This window comes from Streptomyces sp. NPDC057428, from assembly GCF_042803195.1.
Lineage (GTDB): Bacteria > Actinomycetota > Actinomycetes > Streptomycetales > Streptomycetaceae > Streptomyces.
The window spans coordinates 1-16,898 of the sequence record NZ_JBHVCT010000029.1; the positions used below are offsets into that span (position 1 = coordinate 1).

The window sequence follows — 16,898 nt, forward strand, 5'->3', positions numbered from 1 at the left end:
GCGGCGCACGATCAGACGGGCGGTGACCTGCTGTTTCTTCGGTTTGGAAGTGAAGGCGGTGTAGGTGGTCTCGGCTATCTCGGCGTCGGAGATCCAGCACTGGCCTTCCTCGTCCCAGAGCGCTTTGGGGTACTTGATCGGCGTCCAGGCCGCTTCATCGATGGCTGCGATGGCGGCCTTGACGGAATTGTTCATCCGCACGGTGATGGAGAAGCGTGCGCCCAGCGCCCGGCAGGCGTTGACGACATCGGCGCCGTAGAACGCGGAGTCCGCGCGCAGCACCAGCAGGCCGCCGGCGCCGCAGGCGTGGGCGGTGCGGATGGTCTCGGCGACGAAGGCTGCTGCCCCGCGTGCGGAGTTCGTCGGTCCTTTGCGCAGTCTGGTGGCGGCGATCACCGGGGCGGACAGGGGTGTGGAGACGACGCCTAGCAGTGCGTTCAGGCCCTTGACCTTGCTGTATCCGTAGCCGGCGCCCTGCTTGGCGTAGCCGTAGGTGCGGCGGATGGTGTCGTCGATGTCCACGTAGGCGACTTGGTCGGCGCCGGGCAGCAGCGGGGTGTGGTGGGCCAGGGCGGGCAGGAACCGGCGGGCCACGGCGTGCAGTTGCTTCACATGTCCGTGCGTGAAGGAGCGCAGGAACGATCCCAGCGTGGAAGGTGCCCGCACCCCGGCGAACAGGCGGCCCATTGCGCCGTGCCGCAACCGGTCCATGTCATCGATGCTGTCGGCGCCCGCGACCATGCCGCCCACCAGTGACATCACTTTCGCCGCGGGGAAGGCGCCGGTGCCGTCCTTCGATGCGGGCAGCCTGATGAGCTCGCCGGCCAGAGCGGGCAGACCGCACCGCTCGGCCAGCCGCACCACCGGCTCCAGCCCGCCGTACGCGATCAGGTTCGGATCATCGAACGCGGATGAGACCGCCGCCGCGGCATGGGAAGATTGCATCTCGGAAGTGCCTTGCCGATCGTGCCTGATGTGGTCCTAGAGAAACCCCATCATCGCAGGTCACAAGGCACTTCTTCGTTTCCGGAAGACTATCCACAGGCATCAAGCCGGTGGATCCGGGATGAGTCGTGGCCATAGTCACGAGAGCCGTCGGCTTTGCCGAACCGGGATTCACTGCTAGGCAGCTGCGCTGCCTCGAAGGTTCTTGCGGAGACATGGCCCCGTCGTGTGCGTCAGGGCCGTCGTCCTGCTGTAGGGGTGACGATGATCACCAGAGCTCTTGAGGGGAGCGCTGCGTGGCTTGTGAGGGTCGTCGGGGTGGAGGCAAGGGAGCGGGTGAGGCTCTCCAGGCTTGCCTGACGATGCGTCAGCAAAGTCAGCATTGGGTCAGCATTAGTCCTGAAAAACCTGCTGCCCCCTGCCCGAACATGCGACTCGTTGTACTCTGGCTGCACCGCACTTGACCTGCGAAAACGCAGGCAGGGAGCCTAGTAGACGGAGTACCTCCATGATGCGTACAATGTTCAAGTCCAAGATCCACCGTGCCACCGTCACCCAGGCCGACCTGCACTACGTGGGGTCCGTGACCATCGACGCCGATCTGATGGACGCCGCCGACCTGCTGCCCGGCGAGCTGGTGCATATCGTGGACATAGACAACGGCTCGCGGCTCGAGACCTACGTGATCGAGGGGGAGCGCGGCTCCGGCGTCATCGGGATCAACGGTGCCGCCGCTCACCTGGTGCACCCCGGTGACCTGGTCATCCTCATCAGTTACGCCCAGGTCGACGACGCCGAGGCGCGCGCGCTGGTGCCGAGTGTCGTGCATGTGGACGCCGACAACCGCATCGTCGCCCTTGACACCGACGCGTCGGCGCCGGTGCCCGGCACGCCCACCGAGCGCAGCCCGCACGCGGTTCCCGCGCGGAGCTGACCCGCCCCGCGCGCACGACAGCGAGGAGCACCCGCCATGGCAGCAGAGCACGCCGCAGTCGAGATCCGGGACGACCGGGGGAGCGGCAAGCTGGTGGCCTTTCTGGGCGGCGCCGCCGCCGGGGTCGTCACGTACTTCGTGATGGACCCCGGCCCCGGCTCCCTCGTGGCCGTGCACACCGTCGTCGAGCCGGAGTACGAGGGCAGGGGCGTCGCCGGCGCCCTCGTCCGTGAGCTCTACTCCATGGCGGCCCGCGAAGGCGTGCCTGTGGTGCCGCTCTGCCCCTACGCCGCCGAGTGGGCCCGGCGCCATCCCGATCAGGCCCCGGAGGCCGGCCATGAGCTCGTGCGGAGCGCCGGGCTGCAGCTCGGGGCGCATCCGGAGCTGTTCTGAGGCACCCGGCGGGGCATGGCTCCACGATCCGTACGTATGGACTCGGCAGGCGAGGGCAGCCGCACGGGGAGACGGTGGAGAGGAGATCCACTCGTCCTGTCCGATGCACTTGGAGGCACGACATGACGCACCCGTATCCCGATCCCGTACCGCCCGCGCCCGCGCCCGTGCCGGGACCGCCCACGCCGGTGCCCTCCCCGCCGCCCGTGCCGCCGGGCCCGGTCCCGCCCGGCCCCGCGCCGGATCCGATTCCGCAGCCGCCGAGCCCGAATCCCGACCCGGTGCCCGAGCCCGAGCCCGCGCCCCAGCCCGCGGGCGGGCCCGCCTAAAGGCCCTCGGCGGGCTCGAAGAGAGAGGTCAGCGCGTCGGAGTGGTTCAGGCCGCTCTCCGCCGCCACCGAGTCCAGCGACTGCGCGTCGCGCACCGGGGCGAAGCGCAGAGCGCCGGACCGCCCGGCGAAGCCGTGTACGGCCGGCCGGAGGAGGCTGTTGTACGCCCACGGGGTGGAGAAGTAGTACGCCCCCGTGTCGTACAGGGCCACGAAGTCGCCCTCGCGCAGTTCCGGCAGTTCCCGTCCACGGGCCACCACGTCCCCGGCGAAGCAGCACGGCCCCGCGATGTCCTGCACCATGGGCGGTCCGTTCCGGGGGCGGCCCTCTCCGTCGAAGGCGCCGACCCTGAGCGGCCAGGCATCGGGCATGAGGACGGTCCGGGTGGCGATCTGCGCACCCGCGTGGGTGAGCGCGATGCGGCGCCCGCCGGCGTCCTTCGTGTACTCCACCCGGGCACCGATGAAACCGTTCTTGGCGAGCAGGGACCGGCCGAACTCGGTGACCAGGTCGTACCGCCCGTCGAAGAGTCCGGGAACAGCCGTACGGAGGGCCGCGACGTACTCGGAGAAGGCCGGCCGGGACTCGTCGTCGTCGAAGTTGACCGGGAGCCCGCCCCCGATGTCGATCCCGGTGATCCGGCGCGCGTCCAGCGCCCCGTTGACCTCCTCGGCCAGGGCGTAGGTCTCGGCGATGCCCGCCGCGATGAGCTCCAGTGGGCAGCCCTGGGAGCCCACGTGGGCGTGCAGCCGGGTCAGCCAGGGCCGCTCCGTGAACGTACGTACGACCTGCTCGCGGGCGCCCGGGTCGCGGAGTGCCACGCCGAACTTCGACGTCGACGTCGCCGTGCTCATGGCCCCGATGGAACCACCGCCGACCTGGGGGTTCACCCGCAGCCCCAGGACGGAGGCCGAGCCGGGGGAGCGGAGGCCGTCGATGCGGCGGATCTCATCGAAACTGTCCGCGTTCACGGCGACACCGAGTGCCAGTGCCAGCCGCAGTTCGTCGCGGGTCTTGGCAGGCGAGTCCAGGACGATCCGCTCGGGAGGGAACCCGGCCTCGAACGCGAGCCGCAGTTCCCCAGGGCCGGCGACCTCGCACCCCATGCCGCAGTCGGCGAGCAGCCGCAGCACGGGGATCAGGGAGGCGGCCTTGGCGGCGAACGTGTGCAGCACCCGCACACGAGGCTCCGCGGCGAACGCGTCCCGCAGCGAGGCGACGGACTCGCGCACCCCGTCCGCGTCGAGGAAGCCCGCGAGGGGCCGCGTCTCACCGAGCATCCCTTCCTCGACGGCCAGGCGGAGGGCCTCGGCGAACCTTGCCGAGCGCTGTGCGTGGACGCTGCCCGCGGCCGGTGCGGGGTCCGGCTGTGTGCGGCGGGTCTCGTCGATGGGAGCCTCCCAGGTCGGCCCTGCGCCCTCAGGCGATGAGCGGGACGACGGCCTCGGGGGTCAGCATCCGGAAGGTGAACGCCTGCTGGAAGTAGAGCCGGACGTCCCTCGCGTCGTGGTCCTGGTAGCCGATGGACAGGTCCTGGCCCAGGCACAGTTCGAAGTCGCCGCCCCGGGTGGACAGCAGCACACCGCCCGACACCGCGGGCGCCCACAGGATCGGGTCCTCCAGGATCCGGCCCAGGTGGGTTGCCACGGGATAGCCGTGGTCGGAGGTCTCGGTCGCCTCCGTGAACGCCTCAGCGCCGAGCAGCAGCCGGTAGGGTCCGTCGACGCCCGCGAGCCGCAGCCGGGTCAGGGCCTGGCTCACCGTGGCCGGGTAGTCGCGTGCGTCCGCGGGCAGCGGCAGCGGGGCGTGCGAGGAACCGTCGCGCAGCCCGGTGATGCCCGCTGCCGCGTATCCGTCGATGACGGCCATGTCCTCGGCGAACGCGCAGGTGCGCGCCGCGTCCTTGACCGGCTGCCAGTCGCTGTCCTCGGAGCCGCGCTCGACGTCGTCCACGGCCGCCCGGGAGACGGTGAACGGCACCCGCCACTCGATGACCGGTGTGGCTGTGCGGGCGCGGGCGATCACATCGGGGGTGGGCGGGTCGATGTCGCGCAGGTGACCGTCACCGACAGCCGAGAATCCCGGCCCCTGCGGGTCGGTCACGTCCACGACCCGGCGGGCCGCGACGTGCCGGCTGAACGTCCGCCGGGCCTCCTCCTCGATCTGGTCCCAGGCGGTTTCGGTGACGGGGGCGAGTTCACGGTGGAGGTTGTTCATCACGGGGCGCTTTCTTGCAGGCTGCCGATGTGCAGAGAACCGTCGCGCACCCTCGCGGGGTCCACGGGCCGTGACACGGTGGTCTGCGGCTCGGGAGCGGCCGCGGCCGCGGTGGATGAGGGCGGTGGCGGAGGGGCGTCGAGGAAGTCGGCGCTGGGAGCGTGGAAAAGGGTGCCGGTGACGGCGGTCGAGAAGTCGAGAATGCGGTCGTGGGTACCGGGTGGACTGCCCAGGAACATGTTGCGGAGCATCTGTTCGGTGACACCCGGGTCGGCCGCATAACCGATGAAGTACGTGCCGAACTCGCCCTGTTCGAAACTGCCGAAGGGCATGTTGGCGCGCAGGATGTCGTGTTCCGTGCCGTCGGGGTCCGTGATGGTGTTCAGGGCGACGTGCGAATCGGCGGGTTTGACGTCGTCGGCGAGTTCGATGTCGGAGAACTTCGTGCGGCCGATGATCCGTTCCTGCTCCTCGGTGCTGATCCGGTTCCAGCCGGGCAGATCGTGGAGGTACTTCTGCACGACGACGTAACTGCCCCCCTCGAACCCGGGGTCCTCGGATCCGACGACGGCCGCCTTCCGTGCGTCGTCGCCGACCGGGTTCTCCGTACCGTCGACGAAACCGAGCAGGTCGCGGTGGTCGAAGTAGCGGAAGCCCTGGACCTCGTCGACGACCTTCACGGCGCCACCGAGCCGGTCGATGAGGTGCGAGGCCCACTCGTAGCAGACGTCCATCCGCTCGGCCCGCACGTGGAACAGCAGATCACCCGGGGTTGCCGGGGCACGGTGCTGCGGCCCCCGCAACTCCTGGAACGGGTGGAGGTGGGCCGGCCGGGGCCCGGCGAAGAGCCGGTCCCAGGCGTCCGAGCCGAAGCCCGTCACGCAGGCGAGACCCGCGCTCGGCATCCGGAAGCCAACCGAGCGCGCGAACGCCGCGAGGTCCGGCAGGACGTCGCGTACGGCGGACTCCCCGCCCGGCTCGATCGTCGCGACCAGGACCAGCGCGGCGCTGGTCAGCGGGGCGACGACGGTCTGGACCACGACGGGGTCCGGTACTGCCTCCGACATGCGCGCACTCCGTGGGTGGTGGGCGGAACTCCCTGCCACTTATCCACACCACGGCTCCGGCCGCACCCCGAGCCGGTCCGGCCGGGCGACGGCACTCCTGGTGCGCGGAACGCCGCTCGGGCCGCCCCTCGGACGCCTCCGGTCCCGCTCGGCGGGTCGCAGGGCCGGTCAGGGGCGGCGGCCCTCGTCGGCGGGGCCGATCGTGACCCGCCCCCGCCGTCGCCGGGTCGGGGGCCGCGCGCACGGCAGGCCTATTCGGTCGCGGCGGCGGGCTGAGCCGCCGCGGTGTCGACGAGGAAGCCGCCGGACTGGTGGTGCCAGAGCTTGGCGTAGGCGCCATCGGTGAGCAGCAGTTCGTGGTGCGTGCCCTGTTCGACGATGCTTCCGTGGTCGAGGACGATGAGGTGGTCCATCGCCGCGACCGTGCTCAGCCGGTGTGCGACGACCAGCGCGGTCCGCCCTTCCATGAGCTGCCACAGGGCCTGCTGGACGAGCGTCTCGCTCTCCGAGTCCAGCGCGCTCGTCGCCTCGTCCAGCAGCAGGACCGGAGCGTCGCGCAGGATCGCCCGCGCGAGGGCGACGCGCTGGCGCTGGCCGCCGGACAGCTTGACGCCGCGTTCCCCGACCATCGTGTCGAAGCCGGCGGGGAGCTGATCGGCGAACTCCGTCACGTGGGCCGCGCCGGCGGCTGCCCGGATCTCCGCGTCGGTGGCTCCCGGGCGGGCGAAGAGGATGTTCTCGCGCAGCGTGCGGTGGAACATGGCCGGTTCCTGGGGGACGTACGCGATCAGGTTCCGCAGGTCGGACTGACGCATCCGGCTGATGTCCTGACCCCCGATCAGGATGCGGCCCGACTGGACGTCGGCCATCCGCAGCAGCAATCGCGTGAGCGTGGTCTTGCCGCCGCCGGACCGCCCGACGAGGCCGAGCCTCGTGCCGCTCGGCACGGCCAGGTCGAGTCCCTCGAAGATCGGCCGGCTCCCGCCGTGGGCGAAGCCGACGTGCTCGAACCGGACGTCGGCGGATCCCCGGCGCACCGGCTCGGGGGCCGGCGGATCCAGCACGGTGGGCGGGTCCACGAGCAGCTCGGTGAACTGCGCGGCCTCGGTCATCGAGCTTTCCAGCCGGCGGTAGATCTGGTTGAACTCGAACATGATGCGGGTCGAACCGGTGTAGTAGGTGAACGCGACCACGATCGCCTCCACGCTGCCTCCGCCCGCGCCGAACGAGACGGCGAGCAGCAGGCCGAGCCCGTTGGTCAGCACCGACAGCGGTGCGACCAACGTGTCGATGCGGAGGTTGCCGTAGTCCCACGAGCGCAGTGTCAGACGTCGCGACTCCGCGACCCGGGACCTGTGCTCGGCGGCCTCCCGCTCCTCGGCCGCGAACGCGCGCACGGTGTCCATGTTCATCAGTGCGTCGGACACGTGCCCCGAGACCCGTGCGATGGCCTCCTCGCGTTCGTTGACCAGCTTCTGACGGCGGCGGATGAGAGGTGCGGCGCAGAACGCGGTCACTGTGATCATCGTCAGCAGCCCGGCGACCAGCAGCGGGTCGTAGTGCCAGAGGATCACCGTGCCGAACAGCAGCGGGGCCAGGCTCCCCACGACGTTGAAGGTCAGCGTGTCGACGAACTCCTCGAAGCGGGCGGCGAAACTCAGCACCCGCTTCGTCAGAGAGCCCGCGAAGTTGTCCTGGTAGAACGCGGCGTCCTTGGCGAACAGCGCGTCCATGCCGGTGACGTACAGGTGCTCGATGCCGCGGGCGTCGACCCGGTTCAGGCAGTGCAGACCCAGCCTCCACAGGGTCTCCGCGAGGAGCAGGACCCCGGCGAACACACCGACGTAGGGGAGCGCCTCGTGTAACCCGATGGCACCGTCCCGCGCGATCCGGCCCACCAGCTTGGCGACGACCAGCGGCGCGACGTAGGTGATCCCGATGTTGCCGAGTGCAGGGAGCAGGAGTGCCGGAACCGACAGTCCTCGTTGGCGGGACAGTTCGTTCAGGTAGTGGCGGAGTGCGAGCCGGACCGGGCCCCTGTCCGGTCCGGTGCCGTGTGAGTGCTGCGATCCCATGCCGACCTCATGTCGCTGCGCGGGCAGTTGCTCCGGGCCCCGCCACGGTGGCCGGCCTCCGCCCCGGGGCGCAGCGAACCACCGGGCACAAGCGCTCGATGCGCGTGCGCGGCGCGGTGTCCGGGGGAGAAAGTGTTCCGTGGCCGTGCGCCTGACGTCCAAGTGTTTTCGGGGGTAACGGCAGTGCACCGGTGTGTTTCGGCCTCGCCGTCCGCGCGCCCTCGCACGACCCGGCGCGCGCCGATCCGCCGGTTCCGCGTGCGGCCCTCGCGTGCACCGGGACGCCCCCGCGCGCACGTCGAGGGCTCACCCAGGGTGCTCGGGGAACGCGCACGCACGGCCGCGTGGGGCCGTGGAGTGCCCCTGGGGAGTGCCGGGCGCCGCCGGGTACGGCCTGATCCGCCCGAAGGGGTCGCGCCGGGCAGGGCCCGTTCCTACCCGAACAGGTCCTCTTCCTCCGGGATCAGATGCATGGCAGCCTCCTCCGCCGAAGCCCCGGCGCCGTCGATCCCCACATCCTGCGCGGTGAGTGTCGAGTGCACATGCCCGTCGCCCTCCTGCGTGAGGCGGCCCGCACGGTCCGTCCCCACTTCGAGGTCATAAGGCTCCCCGTCGCCGTCCGCGAGATCGCCGATACCGTCCCCGGGGTCCGATCTCTCGGGAACCTCCCTGGTCAGGCGGCTGTCGAGGGACTCTCCAGACTGCTGTTCCGCGGCGGTCGTGCCCTTGTCGTCGACGGCCCACGGCCGCTCGGGCGGCGAGTAACCCTCGTCCAGGACGTCGGTGATCCCGGAGGCGTCGAGGGTGTCCTCCACATCCAGCAGGTCATCGGGGTCCGAAGCCTCCGGCTCCTGCGGCTGGTAGACGTCGTCCCCCCGGTCGCTGTAGGTCATTGCGTGCCCCTTCCTCCGGGTCCCCTCTACGTAATTCCACTCCGGTCGGGCGAGGGGCGCAACGGAAGCAGTTTCCCAACGCGAGCGACGCTGTTTCAGATGCCGATGAGAACGATTGTCGATCACTTCCTGTGACTGCTGTCTACCCGCCACCGCTCGGATCGCCGCTCGCCCGGGCTCTCGCCCGAGACGATGGAGAACGCGACCCGGCAGGTGCTCGCAGCCGCCGGGGTTCCGGGGCCGCGGTTCGCGGTCTGCGCGGACGAGGCGGAAGCCGTCGTCCCGGCCCGCGAGATCGGCTACCCGCTGGTAGTGAAGCCGGTGGACCTGTGTGCGAGCACGAAGCCTTCCTCGGGCTCGCCACCCGTCTCGTCGCCCACCGACACGTCCAACGCCTTTGTCAGGACCTCCGAGTGGAATCGGAGTCCCCTTCCGGACGTACACTCGGCCACATGAGTCGCCCCGGCGTCAGTGGGAAGTGCCTGCACCAGGCCGCCCCCGGTGTGCTCGCGAGCTGCCGCACCGCCCCGCACGGGCACGGCTAGCGACCTTCCGCGCCTCCATCGCCTGACGTCATCCCGTCCCTCGTCTCTCCGCCGCGCCAGTGCGTCACCTCGCGCGGCGCGGCGCGCACCGCGTGGACATCGCACCCGCCCTACGTCACCACCGCAGCTCGGCGCACCGCCGTTGCCGCGCTCCGGCGATGGCCGCACCACGGCCCGAGCCACCCTCGAAGGGACCATCTTGAAGCTGAGCGAGCTGCTGGCCGGACAGAATCACCGCATTCTCCAGGGCGACCCCGAGGCCACGCGCATCACCGGGGGAACGGTCTTCGACGCGGACCGGGCAGCGCCGGGTTCGCTGTTCATCGCCGTGCCCGGACATCTGGAAGGCGGTCCGGGCACGGTCGCCGCCGTTCTGGCCCGAGGCGCGGCGGCGGTCATCGTGGAGGACGGCTACGCGCTGCCCTCCGGGGTGGAAGGTGCCTGTGTCGTGCAGGTGGCGGACGTCCGGTCGACGGCCGCCGTGGTCGCGTCCCGCTACTTCGGCGAACCGGGGAGGCGCATGGACGTCGTCGCCGTCACGGGTACCAACGGGAAGACCTCGGTCTCCTACATGGTCGAGTCCGCGCTGCGGATCTCGCAAGGCGTGAGGGCGGGGGTCATCGGGACCGCCGGAAGCCGGATCGGCGACGATCTGATCCCGATGCCCCGCTCGGTACTGACCACTCCCGAGTCCCCTGACCTCCAGTACCTGCTGGGGTGCATGCGGGACCGTGAGGTCGGCACCGTGGTGCTGGAGGCCACGTCGATGGGCCTGTTGACCCACCGGGTCGACCGCACCTTCGTCGACGTGGGGGTCTTCACCAACCTGAGCCAGGACCATCTGGACGACCACGGCACGATGGCGAACTACCGTGACGCCAAACTCCTGCTCTTCCAGGGGCTCTGCCGGCACGCCGTGGTCAACTCCGACGACCCGGTGGGCGCTCGTATCGCGACGATGATGCCCGGCGCGGTGACCACGTACGCCCTCGACACCGAGGCCGACTACCGGGCCACCGACCTGGTCGTGGACTCCACGGGAACCCGCTTCACACTGCACCACGGCGGCGTCAAGTATCCGGCCGCCATCCCGGCCCCCGGCAGGTTCTCCGTATCCAACGCGCTGGCCACGGTGGCTGCCTGCCACACCCTCGGGCACGATCTCGGCGGGCTGGTCTCCGCGCTCGAACAGATGCCGCAGATCCCGGGCCGGTTCGAGCGTGTCACCACCGCCGGCGGCACTTCCGTGATCGTGGACTACGCGCACTCCCCGGACTCCCTGGAGAAAGTACTCGGCACCATCCGTGGTTTCGCCCGGGCCAGGGTCATCACCGTCTTCGGCTGCGGCGGGGACAGGGACACCACCAAGCGGGCGGAGATGGGCTCGATCGCCGGGGCACACTCCGACCTGTGTGTCCTGACCTCGGACAACCCGCGCAACGAGGACCCCGGGACGATCCTGGACCAGATCGTGCCGGGCGTCGAGGAGACCGGCACCCCGTACCGGCGCATCCCCGATCGCCGCCGCGCCATCGAGTTCGCCCTCTCCTGCGCCGGTCCGGAGGATGTCGTCCTCATCGCCGGCAAGGGCAGCGAGCCCCACCAGATCGTCGGTGACGCGCTGCTGCCCTTCAGCGACATGGCCACCGTGCGGGAACTCGGGGGAGTGGGCACGGCGCAGTCAATCCGTTCCGATGCGCTGGATCTTGGCCGGCCCGGCGGACACGCCCCGCGCCCCTCTTGCTCAGGTGCCCCTCTTACCCAGGCCACGGTGAATCGAGAACGGTGCTGACGAAGTCGCCGCGCTCGAAGCCCGGAACGTAGTGCTCGAGCAGTCGTCGATCGTGTCCCGCACCAGTTCGGTCGCCCGGATCGCGAGCTTCGTATCGGGTACGCGTACGCCTGCTACTCCAGGCGGATAGGGCGGCGTGGTGTCACCGGGCTTCCTGTGCGAACGATCCGGGCTCCCACCAGGATCGGCGCACGGCACGTCGCACCCCGGCCGACAGGCCGGACGCCGCAAGACCGATTCACATCTCAGGTGTGTAGACGGTTGCAGTTCAGGTGTTGGTCCGGGGCGCCCGCCCGATGCGAAACTGACGCGAGAGCGGCAGGGACGGAACAGGGGGAGCGGGATGAGGGTGTTCGCCACGAGGACCGGGGTGGTCTCGGGCAGGCCGGCGGCCCGTGATCCGGACGTCGTCGTTGTGCGCGGAATCCCTTACGCCGCTCCGCCCTTCGGCGCGAACAGGTTCATGGCCCCGCGTCCGCCGACGCCCTGGGACGGGGTCCGGGACTGCGCGGCGTTCGGGCCGGTGGCACCTCAGTCGGCGCAGCTGCCTGGGGCGCCCGTCTGGTCACCGGGGGACGAGGACGTCCTCAGCCTCAACATCTGGTCGCCGGTCGGAGACGATCCGCTCCCCGTACTCGTATGGATCCACGGAGGCGCGTACGTCTTCGGCTCCTCGGCGCAGCCCGACTTCGACGGCACGGTCCTGGCCGGGCACGGTGTCGTGGTGGTCACGCTCAACTACCGCCTCGGATTCGAGGGTTTCGGCCGCGTCCCGCCACCCACGGGCGACGGGGAGCCCTGTCCGGACAACCGGGGCCTGCTCGACCAGATCGCCGCTCTTCGCTGGGTGCGGGACAACATCGCCGCGTTCGGAGGCGACACCGAGCGCGTCACGGTGGCCGGGCAGTCCTCCGGAGCGACCTCGGCGGCATGCCTGGCGGCCATGGACGAAGCGCGCGGCCTGTTCCACCGGGTCATTCTCCACAGCGCGGTGAACGCATGCGCCACACCCGGGTCGGCGGCCCTCACGACCGCTGAGGTCGCCGCTGCGGCCGGGGTCCCCGCGACGTACGACGGACTGCTGTCCGCCTCGCCGCAGGCCCTTGTCGACGCGTCCGACCGGGTGGCCGACGGTTACCGGCGCGACTCCGGATCAGGCCAGCGCCATTACGATCCGGCGATCTACGGTCCGGTGGCCGGAGTGCCGTCACTGCCACTCGATCCTCTCACCGCATGTGCCGAGGGGGGCGCGAGGGGCCTCGGCCTCATGGTCTGCCACACGAGCGAGGAGTACTGGCTGCTCGACGCCGTCGGAAGTTGCGCGAGAGTGGACGACGAGGAGCAACTCGCGGTCTTCGCAGCCGACTTCCGTCTGCCCGACACCCTGCTGGACGGCTACCGGGCGCTACGGCCGGGGGCGCCGGTCCGCGACATCTACCTGGCCGTGTGCGGAGACATGCTGTTCGGCGAGTACAGCAGCCGGCTGGCGGACGCCCACGCCGAAGCGGGCGGCCGGGTCCATCTGTCCCGCTTCGTGCGCCGGTGCGGTGGCCTGGGCGAGAGGGTGAGGGCCTGGCACTGCGCCGACATCCCGTTCGCCTTCGGCAACGTGGAGGACGAGTACCTCCACTTCCTCATCGGAGGCCCACCGGGTCCCGCCGACCGGCGGCTCGCGGCGCGCATGACACGGGCGTGGGCGGCGTTCGCGGCGACCGGCGATCCAGGCTGGGCCCCCGTCGGCACCTCAGGGGGCCGTACACACGTGTGGGACACCACGCCCGAATCGTCGGGCAGGACGTGGGACGCCTTCCGTGCACCCTGGCGCGCCGGACTCCCGCTGCTCGCACCCTGAACCGCTGCTCGCACCCTGAACACCTCCCGCACGGAGCGAAGTCCGCCGAATCCCTTCGGGTTTTTGGCATGGACCTGCCTATCGAACTGCACTACAGTCCGTAGCGGCGCCTCTGAGAGCGCTCTCGGACGGCTCTCGGGCGCTTCCTGTTCCACCCCCACGATGCTGGAACAACAGAAGGGGCACTCCCTTGAGGCACACGACGATGGTGCGGACCGGTCTCTCCGCACTGCTCATCATCGGTACCTGGGCGACCGCAGGCCTCACCCAGGCCACGGCGGCGGACTCCGCCTCGGCCGCCGCGGAACCGCAGGCCTCCGCGGGAATCATCACCGCGATGCAGCGCGACCTCGGGCTGACGAAGGGTCAGGCACAGACCCGTCTCGCCGCCGAGAAGGCGGCGACGGCTCTGGAGGGGACCGCACGGAACGCGGCCGGAGCGGCTTACGGCGGCTCCTGGTTCGACTCCGGCAGTGGCAGGCTGACGGTCGCCGTCACCGAGAGCGGCGCGGCGCGTGCCGTCCGTGCCACGGGGGCCGAGGTCCGGGTGGTCGACCACACGGCGCGCAAGCTGGACGCGGTCATGAACCGGCTGGACTCCCTCTCCGCTCCCAAGGGCGTCAGCAGCTGGCACGTCGACCCCCGGGCGAACACGGTCGTGGTGAACGTCGTCTCGTCCGAAGAGCGTGACAACGATGTCCGCGCCTTCGTCGCGAAGGCTCGCGAAGCCGGTCCCGTCACGGTGGAGCGCACCGCCGGGGCCCCGCAGACCCTCGCCGCCGGGACGGTCGGCGGCGACCCCTACTACACCGGCAACGTCCGCTGCTCCATAGGCTTCTCGGTGCACGGCGGATTCGTCACCGCGGGGCACTGCGGCCAGGCGGGTGGCGCCGTCCGAGGGTGGGACGGCTCGGCCATCGGCAACTTCCAGGGATCGTCGTTCCCCGACAACGACTACGCCTGGGTGAACGTCGGCAGCGGCTGGTGGACCGTCCCGGTGGTCCTGGGCTGGGGCACCGTCTCCGACCAGTTGGTCCGAGGCTCGAACGAGGCTCCGGTCGGTGCCTCGATCTGCCGCTCGGGTTCGACCACGCACTGGCACTGCGGCAACGTCCTCGCGAAGAACGAGACCGTGAACTACAGCCAGGGCGCTGTGCACCAGATGACCAAGACCAGCGTGTGCGCCGAACCGGGCGACTCCGGTGGCTCGTTCATCAGCGGTGACCAGGCGCAGGGCGTCACCTCGGGCGGCTGGGGCAACTGCAGCGGCGGCGGCGAGACATGGCACCAGCCCATCAACGAGATCCTCAACCGTTACGGGCTGACCCTCCACACCGCCTGACGCAAGGACTCCGCCGGCTCAGGAGGAACCGACGGAACGTGCGGGGTCTGCTGCGGCAGCAGGGTGGCCCCCTGTCGCAGCAGACCCCCGTGCGCGCGCTCGCCGATCGCCGCCGGCTCCCGGAGGCCGGGCCGTCGGGCCGGCGGGGGCGTGCGGCCGATCAGGCGGATTCCTCGGGGCCTTCGTCGTCGGAGCTCAGTTCCTCCGCCCTCAGCGCAAGGTCCTGGAGCACGTCGGCGGAGGTCACGTCCTGCTGCCCGGAGTCGTGGATCTGTGCCAGCGCGATGAAGGCCAGGGTGAAGGCGCCGACGAGCTGCTCGACGGCTCCGCCCACCTCACGCCCGACCAGCGCCGCCATCTCCTCGACGCTGGCGTCGGCGGGAATGGCGATGTGCGGCATCGTCTCGTTGAGGAGGGTCGTCACCATGCTCCCGCCCACGTCCAGGTCGCCGCTGCCCGTGTCCTCCTCGGCCTGACGCTGTATCTCGCCCGCCTCCGTGAGGATGCCGATCACTCGCTTGAGGACTTCGCTCTGCTCCATACGGCGAGCATATGTGCCGGGACCTCCCGCTCCCCACCGCATCCGGAGGGCGCCCCGAGCGGCTTTCCGGCAGCGCCCGGAAGCGCGGACGCCCCCGGTTCACCAGCGGTCGAAGCGGCTGGGCCGAGGGCGCGGGCTCGGCCCGGAGCGGGGGTCAGACCGCTGTCCGCGGCCTGTCGCCCGACACCTCGCCGATGAGCTCTGCGTAGCGCCGTCCGCTGCTCTTCACGGTGCGGCGCTGCGTGGCGTAGTCGACGTGGACCAGGCCGAAGCGCTTGTCGTAGCCGTACGCCCACTCGAAGTTGTCCAGCAGCGACCAGGCGAAGTAGCCGGCCAGTGGCGCACCCTTGCCGACGGCGCGGGCACAGGCCGCCAGGTGCTCCTCTCCGCTCTTAATTTAAGATGTGATTTAAGAGGTGAGGAAAGTGCGCGTCAAGTGCTGGGGCCGGGGTATGTTGCCGGGACGAAGGGAGCACCATGGCTGAGCGCAGCAGACGGACCGTGCGTGACCTGCGAAGGGGCAATCGGGCGAGGGTATTGCAACGGTTGTATGTCGACGGCCCGTTGAGTCGTCAGGAGCTCGGCCCCGCGACCGGGCTGAGTTCGGGATCCATCAGCAACGTGGTCGCCGAGCTGGCGTCGGAAGGTCTCCTGGAGGAGGCTGGCGTCGTGGACTCCGACGGTGGGCGCCCCCGTACCCTGCTGCGCATCGCCCCGGACAGCGGGCTGTTCATCGGCATCGACATCGGTGAGACACGGGTCCGCATCGAGCTCTTCGACCTGTCACTCACGGAGCTCGCCCGCACCGACCGGCTGCTCGCGCAGCACGGATACGACGTCGAGCGCATCGTCAGCCATGTCCGGTCAGGCGTGTCCGACGTCCTGCGCGGCGCCGGCGCCGACCCAGGCATGCTGCTCGGTATCGGGATCGGGGTGCCCGGCATCATCGAACGCGACGCGCCACAGGCCGCGGGCGGGCCGGGCGCGGTCGTCCACGGCCAGACCATCGGCTGGAGCGCCGTGCCCTTCGAACGGATGCTCCGTGAGGCCGTGGACGTACCGCCCGAGGTGCCGTTCTTCATCGACAACGGGGCCAGGACACTGGGGCAGGCCGAGATGTGGTTCGGTGGCGGCCGGGGCGCGGGCGCCGCCGCAGTCGCGCTCATCGGCTCGGGCGTCGGCGCGAGTGTCAACCGGGGGGACATCCTCGAGGGGGACCGCTCCGACGCGGCCCTGGAGTGGGGTCACACCACGGTGCAGCTGAGGGGGCGGCGTTGCCGCTGCGGTTCCATCGGCTGCCTGGAGGCCTACGCGGGGGCGGCGGCCATGCGTGAGCGGTGGCAGGAGGCTGGTGGCCCGCTGCCCCCCGACGCGGACGACGAGACGGCTCTGGCCGCCCTGCTTGCCGCGGCCTACCCGGACGCGGGCGCACCGGACCCCGTCGCGGTCTCGATCCTGGACGAGACCGCGGAATGCCTCGGCGCGGCGCTGGCCGACCTGGTCAACCTCTTCCTACCCGAGCGCATCCTGCTCGGCGGCTGGGCCGGCCTCTTGATCGGCCCCCATCTCCTCCCGGACATCCGCCGGTACGCGCAGGAGTACGCACTCAGGCACGCGGTCGCCCGCACCACGATCGACCTGGGCCACCTGGGTCCCGACGCGGTCACGGTGGGGGCGGCGACCCTGCCGCTGTCCGACTTCCTGGCGCGCGGGGGCATCCGTCCCGCGCCCGGCCGCCTCCCCGTCGTCGCCGAGACGTCCGAGCGCTCACCCGTCTCGACGGTGCGCGCCCGCGGCCGCACATCCGCGGGCTGAGCGGCTGCGGTACGGCCGCGGCGCGGTGGTGTCGGCGGGCCGCACCCCCCTCGCGGAGGGGCGTCTCGCACCGGCCGGCCGCAGAGCGTCCGCCATGGAGGGCATTTACGGCATCGGACCGACGTCCGGACAGAGCGCTCTCCTGCGAGGCCGCACCC

General features: G+C 70.9%; 13 protein-coding genes and 2 pseudogenes. 7 read left to right on the forward strand and 8 right to left on the reverse strand.

From position 1 onward, the window contains the following. Nucleotides 1-945, reverse strand: a 945-nt coding sequence (locus ACFU5K_RS14190; RefSeq protein WP_384060536.1) for an IS1380 family transposase, incomplete at its 3' end; no start/stop codon positions are given. Between the two features lie 508 nt (nucleotides 946-1,453). Here ACFU5K_RS14190 and panD point away from each other — a divergent pair. Together panD and ACFU5K_RS14200 are read left to right on the forward strand one after the other, a co-directional pair. Beyond that, on the forward strand, nucleotides 1,454-1,879 hold the full coding sequence (panD, locus tag ACFU5K_RS14195; protein ID WP_384060538.1) for an aspartate 1-decarboxylase: 426 nt from the start codon (nucleotides 1,454-1,456) through the stop codon (nucleotides 1,877-1,879). Nucleotides 1,880-1,915: 36 nt separating this feature from the next. After that, nucleotides 1,916-2,272, forward strand: coding sequence for a GNAT family N-acetyltransferase (locus ACFU5K_RS14200; protein ID WP_384060540.1), 357 nt, complete (start codon nucleotides 1,916-1,918; stop codon nucleotides 2,270-2,272). A gap of 325 nt (nucleotides 2,273-2,597) precedes the next feature. Here the strand turns inward: ACFU5K_RS14200 and ACFU5K_RS14205 are convergent, their stop codons facing one another. The 5 genes from ACFU5K_RS14205 to ACFU5K_RS14225 form a co-directional block, all read right to left on the reverse strand. Beyond that, complete coding sequence (locus ACFU5K_RS14205) at nucleotides 2,598-3,881, reverse strand: diaminopimelate decarboxylase (RefSeq protein ID WP_384060543.1); 1,284 nt, start codon at nucleotides 3,879-3,881, stop codon at nucleotides 2,598-2,600. Nucleotides 3,882-4,020: 139 nt separating this feature from the next. Further along, nucleotides 4,021-4,818, reverse strand: coding sequence for a family 1 encapsulin nanocompartment shell protein (locus ACFU5K_RS14210; protein WP_384060546.1), 798 nt, complete (start codon nucleotides 4,816-4,818; stop codon nucleotides 4,021-4,023). Continuing rightward, nucleotides 4,818-5,885, reverse strand: coding sequence for a Dyp-type peroxidase (locus tag ACFU5K_RS14215; RefSeq protein WP_384060549.1), 1,068 nt, complete (start codon nucleotides 5,883-5,885; stop codon nucleotides 4,818-4,820). The genes ACFU5K_RS14210 and ACFU5K_RS14215 overlap by 1 nt, the downstream gene beginning before the upstream one ends. A gap of 251 nt (nucleotides 5,886-6,136) precedes the next feature. Further along, entirely contained in the window at nucleotides 6,137-7,960 is a 1,824-nt protein-coding gene (locus ACFU5K_RS14220) for an ABC transporter ATP-binding protein (protein WP_384060552.1), read from the reverse strand. A gap of 434 nt (nucleotides 7,961-8,394) precedes the next feature. Then, on the reverse strand, nucleotides 8,395-8,853 hold the full coding sequence (locus ACFU5K_RS14225) for a DUF5709 domain-containing protein (protein WP_384060553.1): 459 nt from the start codon (nucleotides 8,851-8,853) through the stop codon (nucleotides 8,395-8,397). A gap of 121 nt (nucleotides 8,854-8,974) precedes the next feature. On the opposite strand from ACFU5K_RS14225, the pseudogene ACFU5K_RS14230 reads away from it, so the two are divergent. From ACFU5K_RS14230 to ACFU5K_RS14245, 4 genes and pseudogenes are all read left to right on the forward strand, one after another. After that, nucleotides 8,975-9,189: pseudogene (locus tag ACFU5K_RS14230) on the forward strand (carboxylate--amine ligase); the annotation flags it as partial. 408 nt (nucleotides 9,190-9,597) lie between these two features. Then, nucleotides 9,598-11,190: a UDP-N-acetylmuramoyl-L-alanyl-D-glutamate--2,6-diaminopimelate ligase gene (locus ACFU5K_RS14235; protein WP_384060555.1), complete on the forward strand. Its 1,593-nt coding sequence runs from the start codon at nucleotides 9,598-9,600 to the stop codon at nucleotides 11,188-11,190. A gap of 343 nt (nucleotides 11,191-11,533) precedes the next feature. Next, nucleotides 11,534-13,042, forward strand: a complete 1,509-nt coding sequence (locus tag ACFU5K_RS14240) for a carboxylesterase/lipase family protein (RefSeq protein WP_384060558.1) — start codon at nucleotides 11,534-11,536, stop codon at nucleotides 13,040-13,042. Nucleotides 13,043-13,247: 205 nt separating this feature from the next. Then, the gene (locus tag ACFU5K_RS14245; protein WP_384060694.1) at nucleotides 13,248-14,384 is read left to right on the forward strand and encodes a S1 family peptidase; all 1,137 of its coding nucleotides are present in this window, start codon (nucleotides 13,248-13,250) and stop codon (nucleotides 14,382-14,384) included. 160 nt (nucleotides 14,385-14,544) lie between these two features. On the opposite strand, the gene ACFU5K_RS14250 is transcribed toward ACFU5K_RS14245, so the two are convergent. Then, a complete protein-coding gene (locus ACFU5K_RS14250; protein WP_384060561.1) occupies nucleotides 14,545-14,925 on the reverse strand; it encodes a hypothetical protein in 381 nt (126 codons plus the stop codon). A gap of 154 nt (nucleotides 14,926-15,079) precedes the next feature. Continuing rightward, nucleotides 15,080-15,310: pseudogene (locus ACFU5K_RS14255) on the reverse strand (family 1 glycosylhydrolase); the annotation flags it as partial. 92 nt (nucleotides 15,311-15,402) lie between these two features. Between ACFU5K_RS14255 and ACFU5K_RS14260 the strand changes: the two are divergent. After that, on the forward strand, nucleotides 15,403-16,740 hold the full coding sequence (locus ACFU5K_RS14260) for an ROK family transcriptional regulator (RefSeq protein WP_384060563.1): 1,338 nt from the start codon (nucleotides 15,403-15,405) through the stop codon (nucleotides 16,738-16,740). Nucleotides 16,741-16,898: the final 158 nt, after the last annotated feature.